Source organism: Geodermatophilus sp. SYSU D00708 (assembly GCF_054050115.1).
Window position 1 is genome coordinate 159,000 of record NZ_JBJGYS010000005.1, and the last position, 18,325, is coordinate 177,324.

At 73.4% G+C, this 18,325-nt stretch carries 15 protein-coding genes; 2 read left to right on the forward strand and 13 right to left on the reverse strand.

The window, feature by feature from the left end; all coding sequences use genetic code 11:
- Positions 1-10: 10 nt before the first annotated feature.
- The 10 genes from ACI79D_RS06830 to ACI79D_RS06875 form a co-directional block, all read right to left on the reverse strand.
- Positions 11-2,350, reverse strand: a complete 2,340-nt coding sequence (locus tag ACI79D_RS06830) for an amidase family protein (RefSeq protein ID WP_456917574.1) — start codon at positions 2,348-2,350, stop codon at positions 11-13.
- A complete protein-coding gene (locus ACI79D_RS06835) occupies positions 2,347-2,913 on the reverse strand; it encodes a (2Fe-2S)-binding protein (RefSeq protein WP_456917575.1) in 567 nt (188 codons plus the stop codon). The genes ACI79D_RS06830 and ACI79D_RS06835 overlap by 4 nt, the downstream gene beginning before the upstream one ends.
- Before the next feature lie 49 nt (positions 2,914-2,962).
- On the reverse strand, positions 2,963-3,811 hold the full coding sequence (locus ACI79D_RS06840) for an alpha/beta hydrolase (RefSeq protein ID WP_456917576.1): 849 nt from the start codon (positions 3,809-3,811) through the stop codon (positions 2,963-2,965).
- A complete protein-coding gene (locus tag ACI79D_RS06845) occupies positions 3,808-4,812 on the reverse strand; it encodes a Gfo/Idh/MocA family protein (RefSeq protein WP_456917577.1) in 1,005 nt (334 codons plus the stop codon). Before ACI79D_RS06845 ends, ACI79D_RS06840 begins: the two co-directional genes overlap by 4 nt.
- 87 nt (positions 4,813-4,899) lie before the next feature.
- A complete protein-coding gene (locus tag ACI79D_RS06850; RefSeq protein WP_456917578.1) occupies positions 4,900-6,654 on the reverse strand; it encodes a CocE/NonD family hydrolase in 1,755 nt (584 codons plus the stop codon).
- 55 nt (positions 6,655-6,709) lie between these two features.
- Positions 6,710-7,543, reverse strand: coding sequence for an ABC transporter ATP-binding protein (locus ACI79D_RS06855; RefSeq protein WP_456917579.1), 834 nt, complete (start codon positions 7,541-7,543; stop codon positions 6,710-6,712).
- Between the two features lie 26 nt (positions 7,544-7,569).
- The gene (locus ACI79D_RS06860; RefSeq protein WP_456917580.1) at positions 7,570-9,333 is read right to left on the reverse strand and encodes a CocE/NonD family hydrolase; all 1,764 of its coding nucleotides are present in this window, start codon (positions 9,331-9,333) and stop codon (positions 7,570-7,572) included.
- Between the two features lie 79 nt (positions 9,334-9,412).
- Positions 9,413-10,318 (reverse strand): ABC transporter permease, encoded by a 906-nt coding sequence (locus tag ACI79D_RS06865; RefSeq protein ID WP_456917581.1) that lies wholly within the window; start codon positions 10,316-10,318, stop codon positions 9,413-9,415.
- Positions 10,315-11,076: an ABC transporter permease gene (locus ACI79D_RS06870; RefSeq protein WP_456917582.1), complete on the reverse strand. Its 762-nt coding sequence runs from the start codon at positions 11,074-11,076 to the stop codon at positions 10,315-10,317. Before ACI79D_RS06870 ends, ACI79D_RS06865 begins: the two co-directional genes overlap by 4 nt.
- 30 nt (positions 11,077-11,106) lie before the next feature.
- On the reverse strand, positions 11,107-12,144 hold the full coding sequence (locus tag ACI79D_RS06875; protein ID WP_456917583.1) for an ABC transporter substrate-binding protein: 1,038 nt from the start codon (positions 12,142-12,144) through the stop codon (positions 11,107-11,109).
- A gap of 276 nt (positions 12,145-12,420) precedes the next feature.
- On the opposite strand from ACI79D_RS06875, the gene ACI79D_RS06880 reads away from it, so the two are divergent.
- Both ACI79D_RS06880 and ACI79D_RS06885 read left to right on the forward strand, forming a co-directional pair.
- Positions 12,421-13,173, forward strand: coding sequence for an SDR family oxidoreductase (locus tag ACI79D_RS06880; RefSeq protein ID WP_456917584.1), 753 nt, complete (start codon positions 12,421-12,423; stop codon positions 13,171-13,173).
- 29 nt (positions 13,174-13,202) lie between these two features.
- The gene (locus tag ACI79D_RS06885) at positions 13,203-15,071 is read left to right on the forward strand and encodes an oxidoreductase (RefSeq protein ID WP_456917607.1); all 1,869 of its coding nucleotides are present in this window, start codon (positions 13,203-13,205) and stop codon (positions 15,069-15,071) included.
- A 96-nt stretch (positions 15,072-15,167) separates the two neighbouring features.
- Here the strand turns inward: ACI79D_RS06885 and ACI79D_RS06890 are convergent, their stop codons facing one another.
- The 3 genes from ACI79D_RS06890 to ACI79D_RS06900 are packed head-to-tail and all read right to left on the reverse strand — an operon-like array spanning position 15,168 to position 18,225.
- On the reverse strand, positions 15,168-15,959 hold the full coding sequence (locus tag ACI79D_RS06890; protein WP_456917585.1) for an SDR family NAD(P)-dependent oxidoreductase: 792 nt from the start codon (positions 15,957-15,959) through the stop codon (positions 15,168-15,170).
- Positions 15,956-16,939 (reverse strand): cyclase family protein, encoded by a 984-nt coding sequence (locus tag ACI79D_RS06895; RefSeq protein WP_456917586.1) that lies wholly within the window; start codon positions 16,937-16,939, stop codon positions 15,956-15,958. Before ACI79D_RS06895 ends, ACI79D_RS06890 begins: the two co-directional genes overlap by 4 nt.
- A gap of 59 nt (positions 16,940-16,998) precedes the next feature.
- Positions 16,999-18,225, reverse strand: coding sequence for an FAD binding domain-containing protein (locus ACI79D_RS06900; RefSeq protein WP_456917587.1), 1,227 nt, complete (start codon positions 18,223-18,225; stop codon positions 16,999-17,001).
- Positions 18,226-18,325: the final 100 nt, after the last annotated feature.

Sequence of the window (18,325 nt, forward strand, 5' to 3'; positions counted from 1 at the left end):
CCGGGGTCGCTCACGGCACGCCTGCCCGGCCCGGGAGAGGGCCGAACGCCGGCGGCGGGATGCGGCGGCGGGAGGCGGCCTCGTAGGCCGAGGCGACCTGCAGGACGACGTCCTCCCGGCCGGGCTCGGCCCGGAAGACGAGCGAGAACGGCAGCCCCGGCTCGGGCAGGGTGGTCGCCCGGTCGGACTCCGTCGGCACGTACTCGGTGCGGTCGGCGCTGAGCGTGAGGACCGGGTCGTGGACGGTCCGGACGTAGCCCGCCGGGACCAGGACCTCGGTCAGCCCGGCGTTGGGGCCGGAGAAGGACTCCGGGCGGAGGTTCTGCGGGGTGCCCGGCTCGATGGCGGAGCCGATCTTCCCCGGGGGCAGCGGGGTGTGCAGCCGGACGAGGACGTCGAGGTGGTTCTCGAGCAGGACCATCATGTCCACCCGGCGCAGCAGCTCGCGGAGCATGACCCGCTCGGGGATGCCCTGGCGCTGGTCGAGCGGGTTGCGCACGTCGGTCACCTCCGCCCAGTTGCGCCACCAGGCCCGCTGGTCGTCGCCCCAGAACTTCGAGCGGGCGTTGAGCGTGGCGAAGTCGACGAGGGTCTCGGTGTGGCCCCGCGCACGCCAGTCGGCCGCGCGGCGGGTCAGGTACTGGGGGATGTGGAAGCGGAAGGCCATCGCCAGCTCCTGGTCCTGGACCGTGGCGAGGTCCAGGTTCGCCGGCGCGGGGATGCGCTCGTCGGCCAGCTCGACCAGGTAGTCGACCGGCTGCATGCTGCCGGTCCCGAACACCCGGCCGGGCATGAACTCCGTCGGGACGACAGCGGCCGCGACGTCCGGGAACAGCGGCGTCCCGTCCGCCCGCAGGCGGAACAGCAGGTCCGGCAGGAAGACCGGCACCAGGCGGGCCAGCGCCCGCCGGAAGTCGGTGACCATGGGCTCGGCGTCGGGGTCGGCCGACCAGAGCGGGTCGGCGGACTCGACGAGGGTGGCGCCCAGGTGCCGGCCGAGGACCGCCGTGATCTCCGCGGCCGCGCGCGGGGGGATGACCGAGGAGGCGGGGGCGTCGGGGCGGGTGAGCATGGACTCGCGGACGACGCCGATCCGCGTGCCGCGCAGCGCGCCGGCCTCCCCGGTGCGCCGGGCGTGCGGGGCGTAGGCGGGCAGCACGCTCGAGCGCGGCACGGTGGTGTGCGGGTCGCGGGGGTCGTAGTAGCCCTCGACGGGGTCGCGGAGGGCGTCGAGGACCCGGGCCGCGTCGTGCAGCGTGCGTGCGAGGACCCCGGTCCGGTCGACGTGGATGTCCGCGCCGATGGCCCCGCCGTCGAAGCCGAGCATCGCCTTGTGCGGGAGGACCAGCGCGACGGCGTTGTGGTTGGCCGGGCCCCGGCACGACGCCCGGGTCTCCTCACCCAGGCTGCACATGACGAGGTTCGCGCTGACCGAGACGCCCGACCCGGAGCTCGAGCCCAGGGACGCCGACCGGGTGGTGTCGTAGGGGTTGGCCGGGTTCCCGGCCCAGGTGCTGCGCTGGTAGCCGAGGGTGGAGGGCAGGACGGCGTCGGGCCGGTGGCGGCCGCCCGGGTCGCCGACCCGGCCGTTGTACTCGGTGCAGACCGCCTTGGCGTAGATGATCGCGCCCTTCGCGCGCAGCTGGGCGACCAGCGCGTGGTCTCGTGCCGGGAAGTCGATGTCGAACCGGGCGTCGGCGCCGCCCGTGGTGCGCATGTCCGCGGTGTCGAAGGGGTCCTTGAAGGAGAAGACGACCCCGTACACCGGCATCGCCTCGAGGTCGGGGTCGCGGCCGTACGCGGCGTCGAGCGCGGCGGCCTGCTCGAGCGCGTCGGGCTGCCGGCGGAACAGCTCGCACACCGCCGGCGCGTCCGGGGGCAGCGGCCCGTCGTCGGGGTGGCGGTCGAAGTCGCCCCGGCAGGTGACCGAACGCTCGCCCCGGATGTTCAGGGTGGCCAGCGCGTTGAGCTGACCGCCTCCGGGGATCCCGGCGATCATCCCGAACTGCTGCTGCACCCCCGGGTCGGAGGCGGTGGCCTCCATCCGGCCGAACTCCAGCGGCGGCCCCTCGTACTTCTCCAGGTCCGGGAGGATCGTGGCGGCCGCGACGGTCTCCGTGGGGAACCGCAGCGGAGCCCCGGCCCGGACGGTGCCGGTCGTGGGAGACACCGGAGCGCCGTCCGCGGTCACGAGCCGGCTGGCCACGCCGTTGTAGGCGCGTGCCCGGTCGATGTAGTGCTGCACGACCTCGACGCAGGTGACCTCCCCGGCGCGGATGGCCCGGTGGAGGTCCTCGATGGTCGCCTCCTCCAGCCGGAAGGGCCGGCCGGGAGTCGGGTCGTCGGTCATCGGTCGCCCCGTCCGTCGTCGGTGGTGGAGGACCCGGGGCCGGCTGCGGGCCGGTCGGCGGCGAGCGCGGCGGCTGCCTGTGCCACCGCCCGGAGGACGCGCTCGTGGCTGCCGCACCGGCACAGGTTCCGCTCCAGCGCCTGCGCCACCGCGGGCCGCGGCGGGGCCGCCTCCGCCCGGAGGAGGGCGCACGCGGAGACGAGGATGCCGGAGCTGCAGTACCCGCACTGGGCCGCCTGCAGGTCCAGGAAGGACCGCCGCAGCGCCTCCATCACGCGGTCGCCGGCCAGCCCCTCGACGGTGACGACGTCGTGCCCCTCCGCGGCCTCCACCGGGACGTCGCAGGACGGCGTCGGGTGCCCGTCCAGCAGCACCATGCAGGCGCCGCACTGGGCCAGCCCGCAGCCGAACCGGGAGCCCCGCAGGCCGAGGTCGTTGCGGAGGAGGTGGAGCAGCGGCGCGTCCCCGCGGCAGGTCACCTCCTCCTCCCGGCCGTTCACGCGGAGGTGGAAGGTCGCCTCCGGGGGCAGCCGGCGGGCGGTGCTCCACGCGGGGCGGCTCACCGAGCGGCTCCGGCGGGCGTCGTCGGGCTGTCCGTCCCCGCGCGACCGGTCACCCCAGCACCGAGTCCAGCCACCCGGCGACCAGCTCCCCGACCGCGGCCTCGTGGCCGGTGTAGAAGTGGTCGCAGTCGGCGAGGATGCGTACGTCGACGGGTCCGGCCGCCACCTCGGCGAACCGTTCGGCCGGGTACATCCCCGGGTCCTCCCGGTCGCCCCGGACGTAGAGGACCGGGCAGGTGATCTTGGCGGCGTTGTCCAGGAGGACGGGCAGGTTCTCGGCCAGGTCCACGAAGGACCCCGCCGTGATCACGTAGAACCAGCCCGGCAGCAGCAGGAGCTCGTCCGGCCGGCCCGCGTCGACCAGCTCGTGCGCCTGCCGGGTCAGCTCCGCGAGCCGGTCGCCGGCCAGCAGCCCGAGCTCGGACCCGCGGCGGAGCATCCCCCGGCCGCCGAGGTGCGCCGACAGCAGCACCAGCGCGGGGGTCTCGGGATGGCGCACGACGTGCTCGGAGGCCAGCATCCCGCCGTTGCTGTGGCCGATCACGACCGGCGCCGGGTACCCGCGGTCGGCCAGCCACCCGGCGGCGCGCTCGTTGTCGTCGATCGCCTGCGCCGTCGTCTGGTAGGCGTTGCCCTCCGCGACGCGGGTGCGGGCGCTGACGGTGTCGTGGCCGTGCCGGTTGTAGCTGAGCACCGCCAGCCCGGCGGCGGTCAGGTGCGGCGGGAGGAACCCCGAGGCGCCGTAGTAGAAGTTCATGCCGTTGCCGTGCATGAGCATCGCCGCCGTCCGCGGCGGCCGGCCGGGCTCGTAGAACAGGCCGTCCAGCGGCGTCCCCGGGGTCGGGATCGACACCAGCTCGGCGAGGACCGGCGCTCCCCCCGGCCGGGCGGGCGTCACCGGCCCAGCGCGACGGTCCGCCGCTCCTGCGCGGAGCGGGTCAGCGCGGCGATGAGCTCCACGCTGCGCAGGCCGTCCACGCCGGACGGGCTGGGGTCCTCCCCGCGCAGGACGGCGTCGGCGAACGCCTGGACCGTGGCGAGGAAGGCGCCGCCGGTGGAGACGGTGCGCTCGCTGGTGCCGTCGGGGCCGATGACGGTGAAGGTGCCGGTCAGGTTCGGCCGGGTGACGTTGCGCCCGAGCACCGTGCCCTCGGTGCCGTGGACGGAGAGGTCCTGCTGGGGGTTGGGCAGCGACTGGTTGGCGTTGACGTAGGCCAGCGCGCCGTTGTCGAAGCGGAGCACGGCGAGGGCGAGGGTGTCGACGTCGTAGCCGGGCTCCACGTCGACCACGGCGGTGGCCTCCACCACCTCGGCGTCGAGCAGGTAGCGCAGCAGGTCGAAGGCGTGCACCCCGAAGTTGTTCATCACCCCGGCGCCGGCGAGGGCGGGGTCGGTGCGCCAGCTCTTCGGCAGCATCCGCCCGGGCCCGAGCTGCAGCTGCACCAGCCGCACCGGCCCGATCTCCCCGCGGGCGACCAGCTCCCGCAGGTCGCCCATCCCCTCGTGCTGCCGGGTCTGGAAGGTGATGCCGAGGCCGACACCGGCCTCCCGGCAGGCGGTGACGGCGCGCTCGGCGTCGGCCACCGTCGTCGCCAGGGGCTTGTCGCACAGCACGTGCTTGCCGGCGGCCGCGGCCGCGACGACCTGGTCGGCGTGCAGGGCGTTGGGGGTGGCGATGTAGACGGCGTCGACCGCGGGGTCGGCCAGCAGCGCGCCGAAGTCGTCGTAGGCGGACGCGGCACCGTGCCGATCGGCGAAGTCCCGGGCCCGGCCCAGGTCGCGACTGACCACCCCGGCCAGGGTGCTGTTGTCCGCGGCGGCCACGGCGGGGGCGATCTCGGTGTCGGCGATCCGGCCGAGGCCGACGATGCCCCAGCCGATCCGGTCTGCGTCAGTCATGGGGAGCCTCTCGGTCGTAGGGGTGCGCGGCCGCCGGGCCGGGCCGGGCCGCGGCGGCCGCCCGGGAGCGGCCGCCGCGGCACCCGGTCAGGCCTGGGGGATCACCGGCAGCAGCAGGTGGGAGGGCCGGTCCGGCCCGGTGTGCACGGTGACGTCGCCGCCGAAGACCTCCGCCGGACGGTCACGCGGGTCGTCGTGCTTGAACGGGCCCACGCCGTTCCACACGCCGGCGAGCTTCTCCCCCTCGTCGCTGACGTCCCCGGGGTAGACGTAGTCCCTGCCGCGCACGGTCAGTCCGATGCGGTGGCCCGGCGGCACGACGATGCACGTCGGCCAGATCTCCACGTCGAGCTCGTACACCTCGCCGGGCGCGAGCGGCTCGATCTCGTCGTGGGTGTGGTACGGCCGGTAGGGCAGCGACAGCTCCTTGTCGAGCTTGCGGTGGGAGGCCCGCAGCCAGCCCTGCGCGACCGGGGTGTGCGGGTCCAGCGCCCCGTGGAAGACGACCTCCTTCAGGTCCGGGCCGAACACCCGGACGACGAGGAAGAGGTCGGCGTCCTCCGTCGCCGACGAGACGAACAGCTTCGCCGCCAGCGGGCCGGTGATCTCCGTCTCGTCCTGCACCGGCGGCAGCAGGAAGGTCACGCCGTCGCCCATCCCGGCGTAGGTGACCGAGCCGGCCGCCTCCGGCACCTCGGTCGAGAGGGTGAGGTCCCGGGCGTCGAGGTGGTACTCGGTCCACTGCGTCCGGGCCAGCGGCCACTCCTGCTCCCGCCGCTCGACGAACCGCTCCCCCGGGTGCCGCACCTGCAGCAGCACCGGCGGCTGGTCGGCCCAGCCGGTGTCCTCGCCCTTGAGGAAGTGGCCGAAGAACTTCTTCTGCAGGGCGACGCCGTAGTCGGTGTAGAACTCCGTCCAGTGCTCCAGCCCGTGCACCTCCAGCCACTTCTGCGAGCTGGCCGAGCGCACGAAGCCCTCGAAGTTGCCCCGCGGGTGCAGGCCCTGGCCGCCCCAGTTGGCCGAGGAGAGCAGCGGCGTCTCCACCTTGCTCCAGTCGGGCATGCGCGACTGCCAGTACTCGGCGGTGTCGAGCTTGTTGGCCAGACAGTCCTCGTAGAAGTCCCGCCGGTTGGCACCGAGCTGCTCGGGGGTCAGCGTCTCCGGTCCGGAGACCCAGTCACCGGTCAGCCGGCTGCGGTAGCCGTTGGTGCCCTTGCCGTTCTGGACGCTCCAGACCTGCGCCTCCGACCACGCCTTGGTGAACCCGTTGCAGAAGATCCCGCCGTGGTGGGCCATGTCCCGGTAGAAGTCGGCCGCGCCCTCCCAGGTGCAGATGGCGGCCAGGTGCTCCGGCTGCAGGGCCGCGGTCTGCCACTGGTTCTCCGCGAAGTAGGAGATGCCGTTGAGCCCGACCTTGCCGTTGGACCACGGCTGCACGCCGGCCCAGTCGACGCAGATCGCGAGGTCCTGGGCCTCCCGCAGCGACCAGATGTCGATGACGCCCTCGGAGGTGCCCGCGCCCCGGCTGTCCACGCGGATGACGACGTAGCCGTCGGGCACCCACTTCTCCGGGTCGACGACCTCCCACACCTGGTACTTGTTCGTCGACCCCGTCGGCACGTCGGGGTGCTCGGCGCACATCAGGTGCCACTGGAAGGCGTAGCCGTCCTCGAAGTGCAGCTGCTTGCCGTAGGGCCCGAGGGTCATGATCACGGGGTAGCGGCCCTCGGCGGGCGGCCGGTAGATGTCGCACCGCAGCACGACCCCGTCGTCCATCACGATCGGCATGTCCCAGTCGATGAGCATGCCGTCGCGCAGTTCGGTCTTCTCCCGGTGGCGCATGGATCTCCCTCGTCGTCGGATGCGGGCCGCAGGGCGGCGGACCAGGTGGTGGGGCTCAGCCGACCTCGCGCTCGGCGGCGATCACGTCCTGCATGAGCAGGTCCCAGACGTGTGCGGTGACCTCCTGGAACCGCGCGGTCTTGAGCGTCGCGCGGGTGCGGGGGTGCGGGATGCCCACGTCGATGACCTCGTGGATGTGGCTGGGCCGGCCCTTGAGCACCACCACGCGGTCCCCCATGAGGACCGCCTCCTCGATCGAGTGGGTCACGAACATCATCGCGATCGGGCGGGTCTCCCAGATGCGCAGCATCTCGAACTGCAGGATCTCGCGCGTCTGGGCGTCGATGGCGCTGAAGGGCTCGTCCATGAGCAGGACGCGGGGTTCGACGGCCAGCGCCCGGGCCAGGCCCGCGCGCTGCTGCATGCCGCCGGAGAGCTGGTGCGGGAAGGCCTTCTCGAAGCCGGCGAGGCCGACCATCTTGATGTACTCCGGGACCACCTCGGCGATGCGCTCCTTGGGCGCCTTCGCCAGCTTCAACCCGTAGGCGACGTTGTTGTAGACGTTCTTCCACGGGAACAGGCCGAAGTGCTGGAAGACCATGCTCACCCCGGGCGTCGGCCCGTCGACCGGCTTCCCGTCGATGGTCACCGAGCCCGAGTCGAGCCGGGTCAGCCCGTCGACGCTGCGCAGCAGGGTGGTCTTGCCGCAGCCGGACGGGCCCACGATCGAGACGATCTCGCGGTCCTGGATGGTCAGGTCGATGCCGTCGAAGACGGTCAGGTCGCCGTAGCGCACCGCCGCCTCCGAGACGACGACGCGGGGGGCGGTCGCGGGCCCGGTCGCGGCGCCGCCCGGGGCAGCGCCGGGGCCGGTGGTGGATCGGGTCATCGCTGCGCTCCTCGTCCTCGGGTCCCTCAGGCGCCCGGGATGATCGGGAGCAGCAGAGAGGACTGCCGCTCCCCGCCGGTGTGGACGGTGACCGTGCCCTCGAACAGCTCGGCGGGCCGGTCGACGGGGTCGTCGTGCACGAACGGGCCGCACCCGGTCATCGGGTTCTTCATGTTCGACAGGTGCTCGGCCGGGCCGGGGTAGACGTAGTCCTTGCCGCGGACGTCGAGCTGCAGGGTGTAGCCGGCCGGGATCACCAGGCAGGTCGGCCAGATCTCGACGTCGAGCTCGTACACCGTGCCCGGCTCGAGCAGCTGGATCTCGTCGTGGGTGTGGTACGGCCGGTAGGGCAGCGACAGCTCCTCGTCGAGCTTGCGGTGCGAGGCCCGCAGCCAGCCCTGGGCGACCGGCGTGTGCGGGTCGAGGGCCCCGTGGAACACGACCTCCTCCCCCTCCGGCGAGAAGACGCGGACGACGAGGAACAGGTCGGCGTCGGCGGTGCTGGACTCCACGAAGAGCTTCGCGGCCAGCGGGCCGGTGATCTCGGTCTGCTCGGGGAACGGGCCGAAGGAGAACGTCGCGCCGTCGCCCGTGGTGTCGTAGGCGACAGAGGCGGCGGCGGCCGGCTGCTCCTCGCTGAGGGTCCCGGCGTCGGCGTCCAGGTACAGGCGCGTCCACCGGGTCCGCTCCAGCGGCCAGGACTGCTCGTGGCGCACCACGAAGGTGCTGTCGACGTGCCGGATGTTCAGCTGCACCGGCGGCTGGTCGGTCCAGCCGTTGTCCTCGCCCTTGAGGAAGTGGTCGAAGAAGCGCAGCTGCAGCTCGCGCCCGTAGTCGGTGTAGAAGTGGCTCCAGTGCTCGAGGCCGTGCATCTCCAGCCACTTCTGCGACGCCGCCGACCGGCCGTAGCCCTCGACGTTGCCGCGCAGGTGCAGCCCCTGTCCGCCCCAGTTGCCGGTGGACAGCAGCGGCACCGTGATCTTCGAGAAGTCCGGCGTCCGCTCCCGGTAGACCTCGTCGTCGAGCGGGTGGCTGCGGTACCGCTCGTCGAGGTCGGTCAGGTTCTCGGCGAGCTCCTCCTTGCTGAGCTTCTCGTCGCCGCAGACCAGCAGGCCGGAGTTCGGGTCACGGGGGCCGTCCTCGCCGCGGCCGTACTGCACGGTGGTGACCTGCATGGGGATCCAGTTCGCCACGAAGGTGCAGAGGATCCCGCCGTGGTGGCTCATGTCCCGGTACCAGTCCGACGCGCCCTCCCACACGCAGATCGCCGCCAGGTGCGGGGGCTGAAGCGCGGCCACCTGCCACTGGTTCATGGCGTAGTAGGAGATGCCGTCGAGCCCGACCTTGCCGTTGCTGTACGGCAGGGTGCCCGCCCACTCGATGCAGTCGTAGAAGTCGCGGGTCTCGCGGGCCGACCAGAGGTCCATCTTGCCGGGCGAGCGGCCGGCGCCCCGGGAGTCGACCCGGATGCAGACGTAGTCGCGGGGCACCCACTTCTCCGGGTCGACGACCTCCCAGTTCTGGAAGCGGTTGGTCGAGCCGGCCGTGACGTCGGGGTGGTTCCTGGCCATGATCTCCCAGGACGTCCGGTAGCCCTCCTGGAACGGCAGCCCCTTCCCGTAGGGGCCGTAGGTGATCAGCACCGGGAAGCGGCCCTCCCGGGCGGGCCGGTAGACGTCGGCGCGCAGCAGCAGGCCGTCGTCCATCTCGATGGGCACGTCCCACTCGATGAGGATGTCCTCGGGCGTGGTCTCGCGGTGGTGGGCGCCGGGGGTCTCGGTCAGGGCCACGGGGGAACTCCTTCTCGACGGGCGACGGGAGGGCGCCGGGGGGGGCGCACCGGGGAGGAACGGGTGGAGGGGCGGGGGGTCAGCGGCCGTACCAGGGCAGGAACCGCCGCCGGGCCAGCGTCAGCAGGGCCCGGGCGGCGACGACGAAGAGGGTCAGCACGATGACCCCGACGAAGGCCTGGTTCTGCTGGAAGCTGCGGCTCTGCTGCAGGATCGAGTAGCCCAGGCCGGGGACGCCGGCGAGGAACTCGACGGCGACGGCGGTGACCAGCGCACGGGCGATGGCCAGCTGCAGACCGGCGATGAGGTACGGGATCGCGTTGCGCAGGGCGATCCCGAACCAGATGTTGTGCACACGCGCCCGGAAGGTGCGGGCCACGTCCAGGTACTCCTTGGGGATGGCCCGCGACCCGTCCGCCGTCGTCACCACGATGGGCAGGAACGCCGACAGGGCGACGGCGACCAGCCGGGTCTCGGCCGTGTAGCCGAGCCAGATGGTCATCAGCGGGACCACCGCGACCATGGGCAGGGTGTAGAGGGCGCTCACGTAGGACGTGAAGAACCAGCGCACGAGTTTGATCCGGCCCATCGCCAGCCCCAGGACCAGCCCCGCGGCGGCGCCGATGAGGACGCCGTAGACGACCGAGCCGATGGTGGCCCAGGCGTCCTCCCAGAACTGCTCGCTGGCGAACACCTCCGGGACGGCCTGCGCCACACCCAGCGGGCGGGCGATGAACGGCGACTCCAGCATCCGCGCGCCCAGGTCCCAGAGAACCAGGATCAGCACGCCGGTGATCACCCGGAGCAACCAGTTCGGCGGCCGACGGCGTTCCCGCCGCCGTCCCGGCGGGACCGCCTGGGGCGTGCCCGAGGGCTCGCCGGGCAGGGGTACCGCCTCGGTGGCCGTCGAGCCCTGACCCGTGGGTGCGCTCACCGGCCGGCCTGCGGCGGCCGGCTCCCTGGTGCCGGTTCGCTTCGTGGTCATCCGGACAGCCCCTCCCGCCAGCCGGCGAAGCGCCGCTCGACGACCCCGCTCACCCCCATCAGGCTCACCGCGATGACGGAGATGACCAGGGTCACCGCCAGCGCGCCGGCGGAGTCGAAGTTGGTCGACGCGCGGATGAGCAGGTCCCCGACGCCGGTGGCGTTGAGGAAGAGCTCGGCGATGATCGTGCCGACCAGCGCCCCCGCGATGCCCTGCTTGATGCCGGTCACCGCGTACGGGACCGTGTAGGGGATCACCACGTCGGCCCACAGCTGCCGCTCGGTGGAGCCGTAGGAGTGGGCGACGTCGAGCAGCCGGCCGGGGACGCTGCGGGCGCCCTCCATCGCGCTGATCAGGATGGGGAAGATCGCCGTCAGGACGACGACCAGGACCTTCGCCCGGAAGTCGAACCCGATGCCGGCCAGGATGAACGGCACCAGCGTGATCACCGGGATGGCGTAGAGCCCGTACACGTACGTCTCCACCGCCGCGGTGACCAGCGGGAACCGCGCGAAGACCAGCCCGAGCGGGAGCCCCAGCACGATCGACAGCACCAGGCCGGTGAGGAAGATCTTGCCGGAGGACACCAGTGCCGCCGGCAGCTCGCCGTTGCTGATGAGCTCACCCAGGCGCGCCATCGTCTCGGTGAAGCTCGCCAGCAGCAGCCCGCTCCCGGCGGCCGCGAGCTGCCACACGACCGCGAGCACCACCAGGCTGAGGGCGTAGACGCCCCAGCGCGCCCATCTCTCCGTCGCCATCCCGATCGCTCCCCCTCGGTGGCGTGCCGGTCAGTTGCTCGACTCGACCAGCTGCTGGGCCTCGTCGTAGATGCTGGGATCGATGAGGTCCTCGTAGGTCGGCGCGTTGGCCTCGGTGATGGCGCCGGCGTCGATCTGCTCCTGGATGACGCCCTCGACCTTCTCCTGGACCAGGCCCGAACCCTCCGGCCAGAACTCGAAGTCGAGGAAGAGGTCGACCGCCTCCTGGGCCACCTCGACCGGCTGCTGGTTGTACTTCGAGGCGATCTCGGCGAAGCGCTCGGAGTTGGCCGGGTCGCGGACGAACTCGTTGGCCTCGATGTAGGCCGCGGTCAGCCGGACGACGGCGTCCCGGTTCTGCTCGATGTAGTCGGTCGTCGCCACCTGGAGCACGTAGTGCGTGTTCGGGTTGACGTCCTTGACGAGGCTGATGACCTCCTCGACGTTGGTGTCGGTGGTCGCCTCGATGAACGCCTCCTCGTCGTAGTGCAGGTTGGCGATGGTCACCTGGCCCTGCACCAGGGCCTGGATGACCGGCGGGCCGGCGAAGTTGACGAACTCGACGTCGTCCACGGTCAGGCCGCAGGAGGCGAGCATCGTGACGGTGGAGTTGTAGCGGGCACCGCCGGTCTGGTCGACCGCGATGGTCTGGCCCCGGAGGTCCTCGCAGCTGGTGATGGCCGGGTCGGTGGTCCCGAGGTAGTAGTCGGGCTTGTCCATGCCGACCATGCCCTTGACCGGCGCGCCCTCGGCGACGACGTTCACCAGGCTCGACGTGGACGTCAGGGCGGCGTCGATCTGCCCGCCGATGACGGCGCGCACGGAGTCGGCACCGTTGGCGAAGTTCTGGAAGGTGACGTCCAGGCCGTACTTGTCGAGGATCCCCTCCTCGTCGGCCACGTGCATCATCAGGCTGCCGTAGACCACCGGCGTCCCGGCGGTGCCGAAGGTCAGGGCGATGGTGTCCCCTCCACCTCCGCCACTGCCGCCTCCGGCGGACCCCGAGTCCGCGTCGTCCCCACCGCAGGCGGTGGCGGCCAGCAGCACGGCGAGGCAGGCGCCTGCCATCCGCGAGCGTCGAGTGGTGCGTCCAAGAGCGGTCACGGGCTTGCCTCCGGGCCTGGGAGGGACTGCGGACAGCGATCCGGTCGACGCCCGGCGCGTCCACGGAACCGAGGGTTGCGCCGGGCTCGGGCGACGAAGTTAGCGGCGATGTGACGCGCAGCACTCCACGATCCGGACAGATCGACGGCCGGGTTTTTGGGCCGCCACACAAAGCCCTCGGCTTGTGGCCGAACACAATGCAGAGGACCGAGCCGACGCCAGCCGACGGGGGACGCGCCCATGGACGACCTGGACGGGCGGATCGCCGTCGTCACCGGTGGAGGGACCGGCATCGGCCGGGCGACGGCCGTGGCCCTCGCCGTCCGGGGGGCCCGGGTGGTCGTGGTCGGCCGGCGGCCCGAGCCGCTGGAGGAGACCGTCGACGCGGTGTCCGCCGCGGGCGGGTCCGCGACCGCCGCGACGGCCGACGTCGGGGACGCCGAGGCGGTGGAGCGACTGGTCGCGGACGTGACGGGCCGGCACGGCCGCCTGGACCTGCTGGTCAACAACGCCGGCGTCAACGTCGCACGGCGCAGCCTGGCGGCGCTGTCGGTGGCCGACTGGCACGCGATCGTGCAGGTCAACCTGACCGGCACGTTCCTGATGACGCACGCGGCGCTGCCGACGATGCGGGCCCAGCGGTCGGGCACGGTGGTCAACGTGTCGTCGATGGCCGGCTACCGCGCCAGCGCGCTGACCGGGCCGGCGTACAACGCCGCCAAGGCGGGGGTGAACTCCTTGACCGAGTCGGTCAACCTCGCCGAGCGGGTCAACGGCATCCGGGCCTGTGCGATCTGCCCGGGCGAGGTGGCCACCCCGATCCTGGAGAACCGGCCGGTGCCCCCGACGCCGGAGGCGCGGGCGACCATGCTGCAGCCGGAGGACATCGCGGACACCGTCGTGTTCGTGGCCGCGCTGCCCCAGCGGGCCAACGTCGAGTTGCTCACGATCTACCCGACCCAGCAGCGGGACTGGACGACGGAGCTGGGGTGACGCCGTCGCCGCCCGAGCGGTACCCGGCCGTGCGCAGGCCCCTGACGATCGGGGGCATGCGGCTCCCCAACCGCCTGGTCATGTCGCCGCTGACGACCTACGGGCTCCCCGACCCCGACGGCTCCTCCAACCCTCGCCACCTCGCGTTCTACGAGCGCCGGGCGCGCAGCGGGCTCGGGCTGGTGCACGTGGAGTCCGCGCTGGTGCACCCGTCGGGCCAGTGCTGGCCGAACCACCTGGCCATCCACGACGACCGGTTCGTCCCGCGGCTGGCCGAGCTGGCGCGGGCCATCCAGCGGCACGGACCGCCGGCGGTCCTGCAGCTGCACCACGGCGGGCGGGTCGCGGTGGAGGCGCTCAGCGGCTGGCCGGTGCTCGCCCCCTCGCCGCTGCCCGCCCCCGGCCGCCCGGTGCCCAAGGAGATGACCCTCGACGAGATCGACCTGCTGGTCGAGGCCTTCGCCCAGGGCGCCCGGCGGGCGCGGGAGGCCGGGTTCGACGGCGTCGAGCTGCACATGGGCACCGCCTACCTGCTGCTGGGCTTCCTCTCCCCCGCGCAGAACCAGCGGCAGGACGAGTACGGCGGCGACCTCGCCGGCCGGATGCGGTTCCCGCTGCGGATCATCGAGCGGATCCGGGAGCTGGTGGGCGAGGACTACCCGGTCGGCGCCCGCATCGTCGGCTCGGACTACCACGACGGCGGCGTGGACCTCGACGTCTGCCGTCGGGTGGCGGTCGGGCTGGAGCGGGTCGGGATCGCCTACCTCGACGTGTCGGCCGGGGTGGGCCCCAACGCCGTCCGGGACTCGCCGCTGGTGATGGGCGGCGGGTCGGCGGTCTTCGCCGGGTTCGCCGCCGCGGTCCGGGAGGTCGTCTCCGTCCCGGTGGTCTCCGTCGGCCGCTACTACACGATGGCCGCGGCCGAGCGGGCCGTCGCCGAGGGCAGCGCCGACCTGGTCGCACTGGGCCGCGCACTGATCGCCGACCCGGACTTCGTGACCAAGTCGCTGTCGGGCCGGGAGGACGAGGTCGTCCCCTGCATCGCCTGCCAGGCCTGCCACGGCGGCATCACCACGGCCCTGGGCGTGTCCTGCCTGCTGCACCCGGAGACCGGCCGCGAACTGGACCTGCCGGTGGTGCCGGCCGGGCGGCCGCGCCGGGTCCTCGTGGCCGGGAGCGGCGTCGCGGGCCTGGAGCTGGCCCGGGTCGCCGCCCTGCGCGGCCACGACGTCACCGTGGCCACCGGCGCGCTCCCCTTCGGCGGGCTGCTGGCGCTGCGGGCGCGGGTGCCCGGCGCGGCCGAGGTCGGCGACGGCGTCACGTACTTCCGGCGGGAGCTGGACCGCCTCGGGGTCCGGGTCGTGCCGGTCGCCGACCCGGCGCACCACGACGTGACCGTCGACGCGACGCCGGGCACGCCGGTCCTGACCGACCCGCCCGGCGACGGGAGCGTCCCGGTGGTCACGGCGGACGACGTCCTGACCGGGCGCCTGGACCTCGACGCCGCCGGTGAGGTGGTGGCCGTGGTCGGCCCCGGCCTGCTCGCCGGGGAGACGGCGCTGCTCCTCGCCGCGGCCGGCAAGCAGGTCATGCTGGTCGTGCCCGGCGACCGGCCCATGGCCGACGCGCACCCCCTGGTCGCCGGGACCACGGCGCACCGGCTGGCCGGCCACGGCGGGCGGACGGTCACCGGGGTCGTCCCGGGCGGCGTCGCCCGCGCCCACCTCGGGCTCGGCGGCGCCGAGGGGCCCGGGGCGGTGGGTCCCCTGGACCTCGTGGTCTGGGCGGTCGGCTGGACGCCGGCAGAGCGGGGACCGCTGACCGTGGGCGACACCTGGGACGCGTTCGCCCAGCGCCTGCTGGTGCACGACGCCGCCCGGCTGGCCCGGCAGCTCTGAGCAGCGCCCGGTGGCGGCCGCGCGGCACCGCCACCGGGCGACCCCTCCCAGGTCCCGCCCCGAGCGTGCGAGGGGTGGGGAGGAGGGGGTCCTCTGTCAGTACATGACCAGCCCGTTGGACACGTTGAGGTCCTCCCCGGTGATCGCCGCGGCGCGGGGCGAAGCCAGGAAGGCGACCGCGTCGGCGACGTCCTGCGGGCTGACCAGCCGCTTGAGCGCCGCGCCGGACAGGAAGTCGGCCCGGGCCTCCTCCACGGTGATGCCCCGGGCGGCGGCCTGCTGCTCGAGCACCCACTCGATCCGGGCGCCCTCCACCGGGCCCGGCGAGATCAGGTTGACCCGCACCCCGGAGCCGCCCAGCTCGACGGCGAGGGTGCGGACCAGGCCGATCAGCGCGGTCTTCGACGCCGCGTAGGGCGTGCGGTTGACCAGCGGCCGCTTGCCGGTCATCGAGCCGATGACCACCACCGAGCCGGACCGGCGGGCGATCATGCCGGGCAGGAACGCCTTGCAGGCCAGCAGCGTGCCGGTCACGTTGACGCGGAAGGTGTCCTCCCACTCGTCGAGCGGCATCTCCACCAGCCGCGCGCTCGGCCCCCCGACCCCGCTGTTGTTGACCAGGACGTCCACCCGGCCGAACTCCGCGTCCGCGGCCTTGGCGGCGGCCGTGATCGAGTCCGGGTCGCGCAGGTCCATCGCGACCGGCAGCGCCCGCTGCCCGGCGGCCCGGATCTGCTCGGCGACCTCCTCCATCGCCTCCGTCGACCGCCCGGTCAGGACGACGTCGGCGCCCTCGGCGGCCAGCCGCAGGGAGATCGCCCGGCCGATGCCGGTCCCCGCCCCGGTCACCGCGGCCACCTGCCCCTCGAGGGGCGCGCCGGTCGTCACTTGACCGCGATCGCGTTCATCGGCGAGCCGGCCGCGCCGGTGATCGGCAGCGGGGCCGCGGAGAGCATGAACTCGTAGACGCCGTCCGCGGCGCAGTCCTCACCGATGGCCTGCAGGTCCCAGATCTCGCCGAAGAGGATCCCCATGTGCACCAGCGCGACGATGTGCAGCGGCTGGAAGAGGTCGACCTCGTTGGGGCGCACCTCGCAGCCCCACGTGTCGGTGGCGATCGCCGCGACGTCGTGCTCGTACAGCCACGGCGCGGTGTGCAGCGACAGGCCGGGTGCGTCCCCGCCGTTGTAGTCGCCCCAGTTGCCGCGGCGGGTCTCGGTCATCCCCGTCCGCACGATGACCGCGTCACCGGTGCGGACCTCCACGCCCTGGGCCGCGGCCGTGGCGTCGAGGTCCTCGACGGTGATCGCGTAGCCGGGCTCCAGGCACTCGACGCCCTTGTGCCGGGCGACGTCGAGCAGCACGCCCCGCATGACCAGCTTGTCCTTGGCGACCTGGATGCCGCAGGTCGCCGCGCCCTTGGCGGTGACGTTGCCGGCGTCGAAGCCGTTGTACATCTGCCCCTTCCAGAAGATGTGCGCCAGGCTGTCCCACTGGCTGCCCGACTGGTTGGGGGTGACCAGGACGTCGTCGGAGAAGCCGAACCCCTTCGACGGGCCGAACCCGCCCGGCAGCGGGTCCTGCTTGCCGGCCAGGTAGTCGGTGCCGGTCGCGGTCATCATGTTCAGCGGGTTGGCGCGGAAGCCGCCCGACTGCGGGCCGTTGAGGTCCAGCGGCAGCCCCATCGAGATGACCTTGCCCTGGCGGACCAGCCCGGCGGCCGCGACGACCTGCTCCGGGCCGACGTGGTTGAGGGCCCCGAGCTGGTCGTCGGCCCCCCAGCGGCCCCAGTTCGAGAACTTGCCGATGTAGTCGCGGATGACGTCGTCTCCCCGGAAGGGCACGTCATCGGCCGGCGAGTTGGCCATGGTTCCTCCTGACCTGGTGGGTGGACGCGCCCCGGGGCTGGGACGCGGGTCGGTTGGGGTCACCGCACGGGCATGTCCGCGGAGTCGCCCGGCTCCCGGAGACCGAACGTGAGCGACGGGTCGCCCGGGACCCAGTCGCTGCGGAACTGCGCGCCCTCGCCCAGGTCGCGGGTGCGGGCGAGCAGCGCGCGGCCGAGGTCGAGCTGGGCGGGCTCCCACAGCCGCAGCGCCTCGGGGACGTCGCCGCCGGCGCGCAGCAGGGCCGCGGCCAGCGCCCACACGTCGTCGGCGCCCTTGGCGGTGGCCGCGGCCGCGTGGGGCCGGACGGCGAACGCGGCGTCGCCGACCAGCGCGACCCGGCCGAAGGCCATCCGGGGCACCTCGACGTCGACCATCACCTGCAGGAACGGGGCCGCCGCCCGGCCCGCGACCTCGGCCAGCGGCGGCGGCAGCTGGGCCTGCGCGGTGTCGCGGAAGTCGGCGAGGTGCTCGTCGCGCACCGCGCCGGGCGGGAGGGAGACGTCGCGCTGCCGGCCCGTGCGATCGGTGAGCAGGTCGGCCAGCGCCGCGCCCTCGGCGACGTTGCGGTACCAGACCAGGTTCATCAAGCGGCGTCCCGGCTCGACCGCGCCGTCGTAGTTCGGGATCGGGTAGGTCAGCGCGTGGCTGTGGGGGCGGACGTAGTAGGTGAGCGAGTCGTCGAGCGCGGCGAACGTCGCCGGGCTCAGCTCGCGCTCGTCGACGACCCCGCGCCAGGCCACGTAACCGCCGTAGCGCGGCTGGACGTCGGGCAGCATCGTGCGGCGGGCGAACGAGGAGACGCCGTCGGCCCCGACCAGCAGGTCGCAGGTCGCGGTCCGGCCGTCGGCGAAGGCGATCTCCACCTCGTCGGGCGTCTGCCGGATGCCCGTCGCCTCGGAGTCGAGGTGGTAGCGGTCGCGGCCGAAGGCGCCCAGCAGCGTGCCGTAGAGCGTGTTGTAGCCGGTGAAGTGGTGCCGGCGGGCGTCCTCGCTGAGGACCGACCCGTCGTCGGCCAGGTAGCGGTGCCACCGCGCCGACGTGCTCACCGCCGACAGGTCCAGCAGCCGGTTGTCCAGCAGGTACCGCACCGTCGTGGGGTGCAGCACGATGCCCACCCCGCGGCCCTCCAGCGGTGCGCGGGAACGCTCGTAGACGTCGACGTCGCAGCCGATGTCGCGGAACACCAGCGCGGTGGTGAGCCCGATCAGCGAACCGCCGAGCACGCCCACCCGCAGCGGCCGGTGGCCGGGCAGCACGCCGGTCACCGCGACACCGGTCCGGTCGGCGTCCGCCCGGCGGCCCGCTCACCCGGGAGCGGGAGGGCACCCCCGCACGCTGGAACGTGCCCTGCGTCACGTGTAGCGT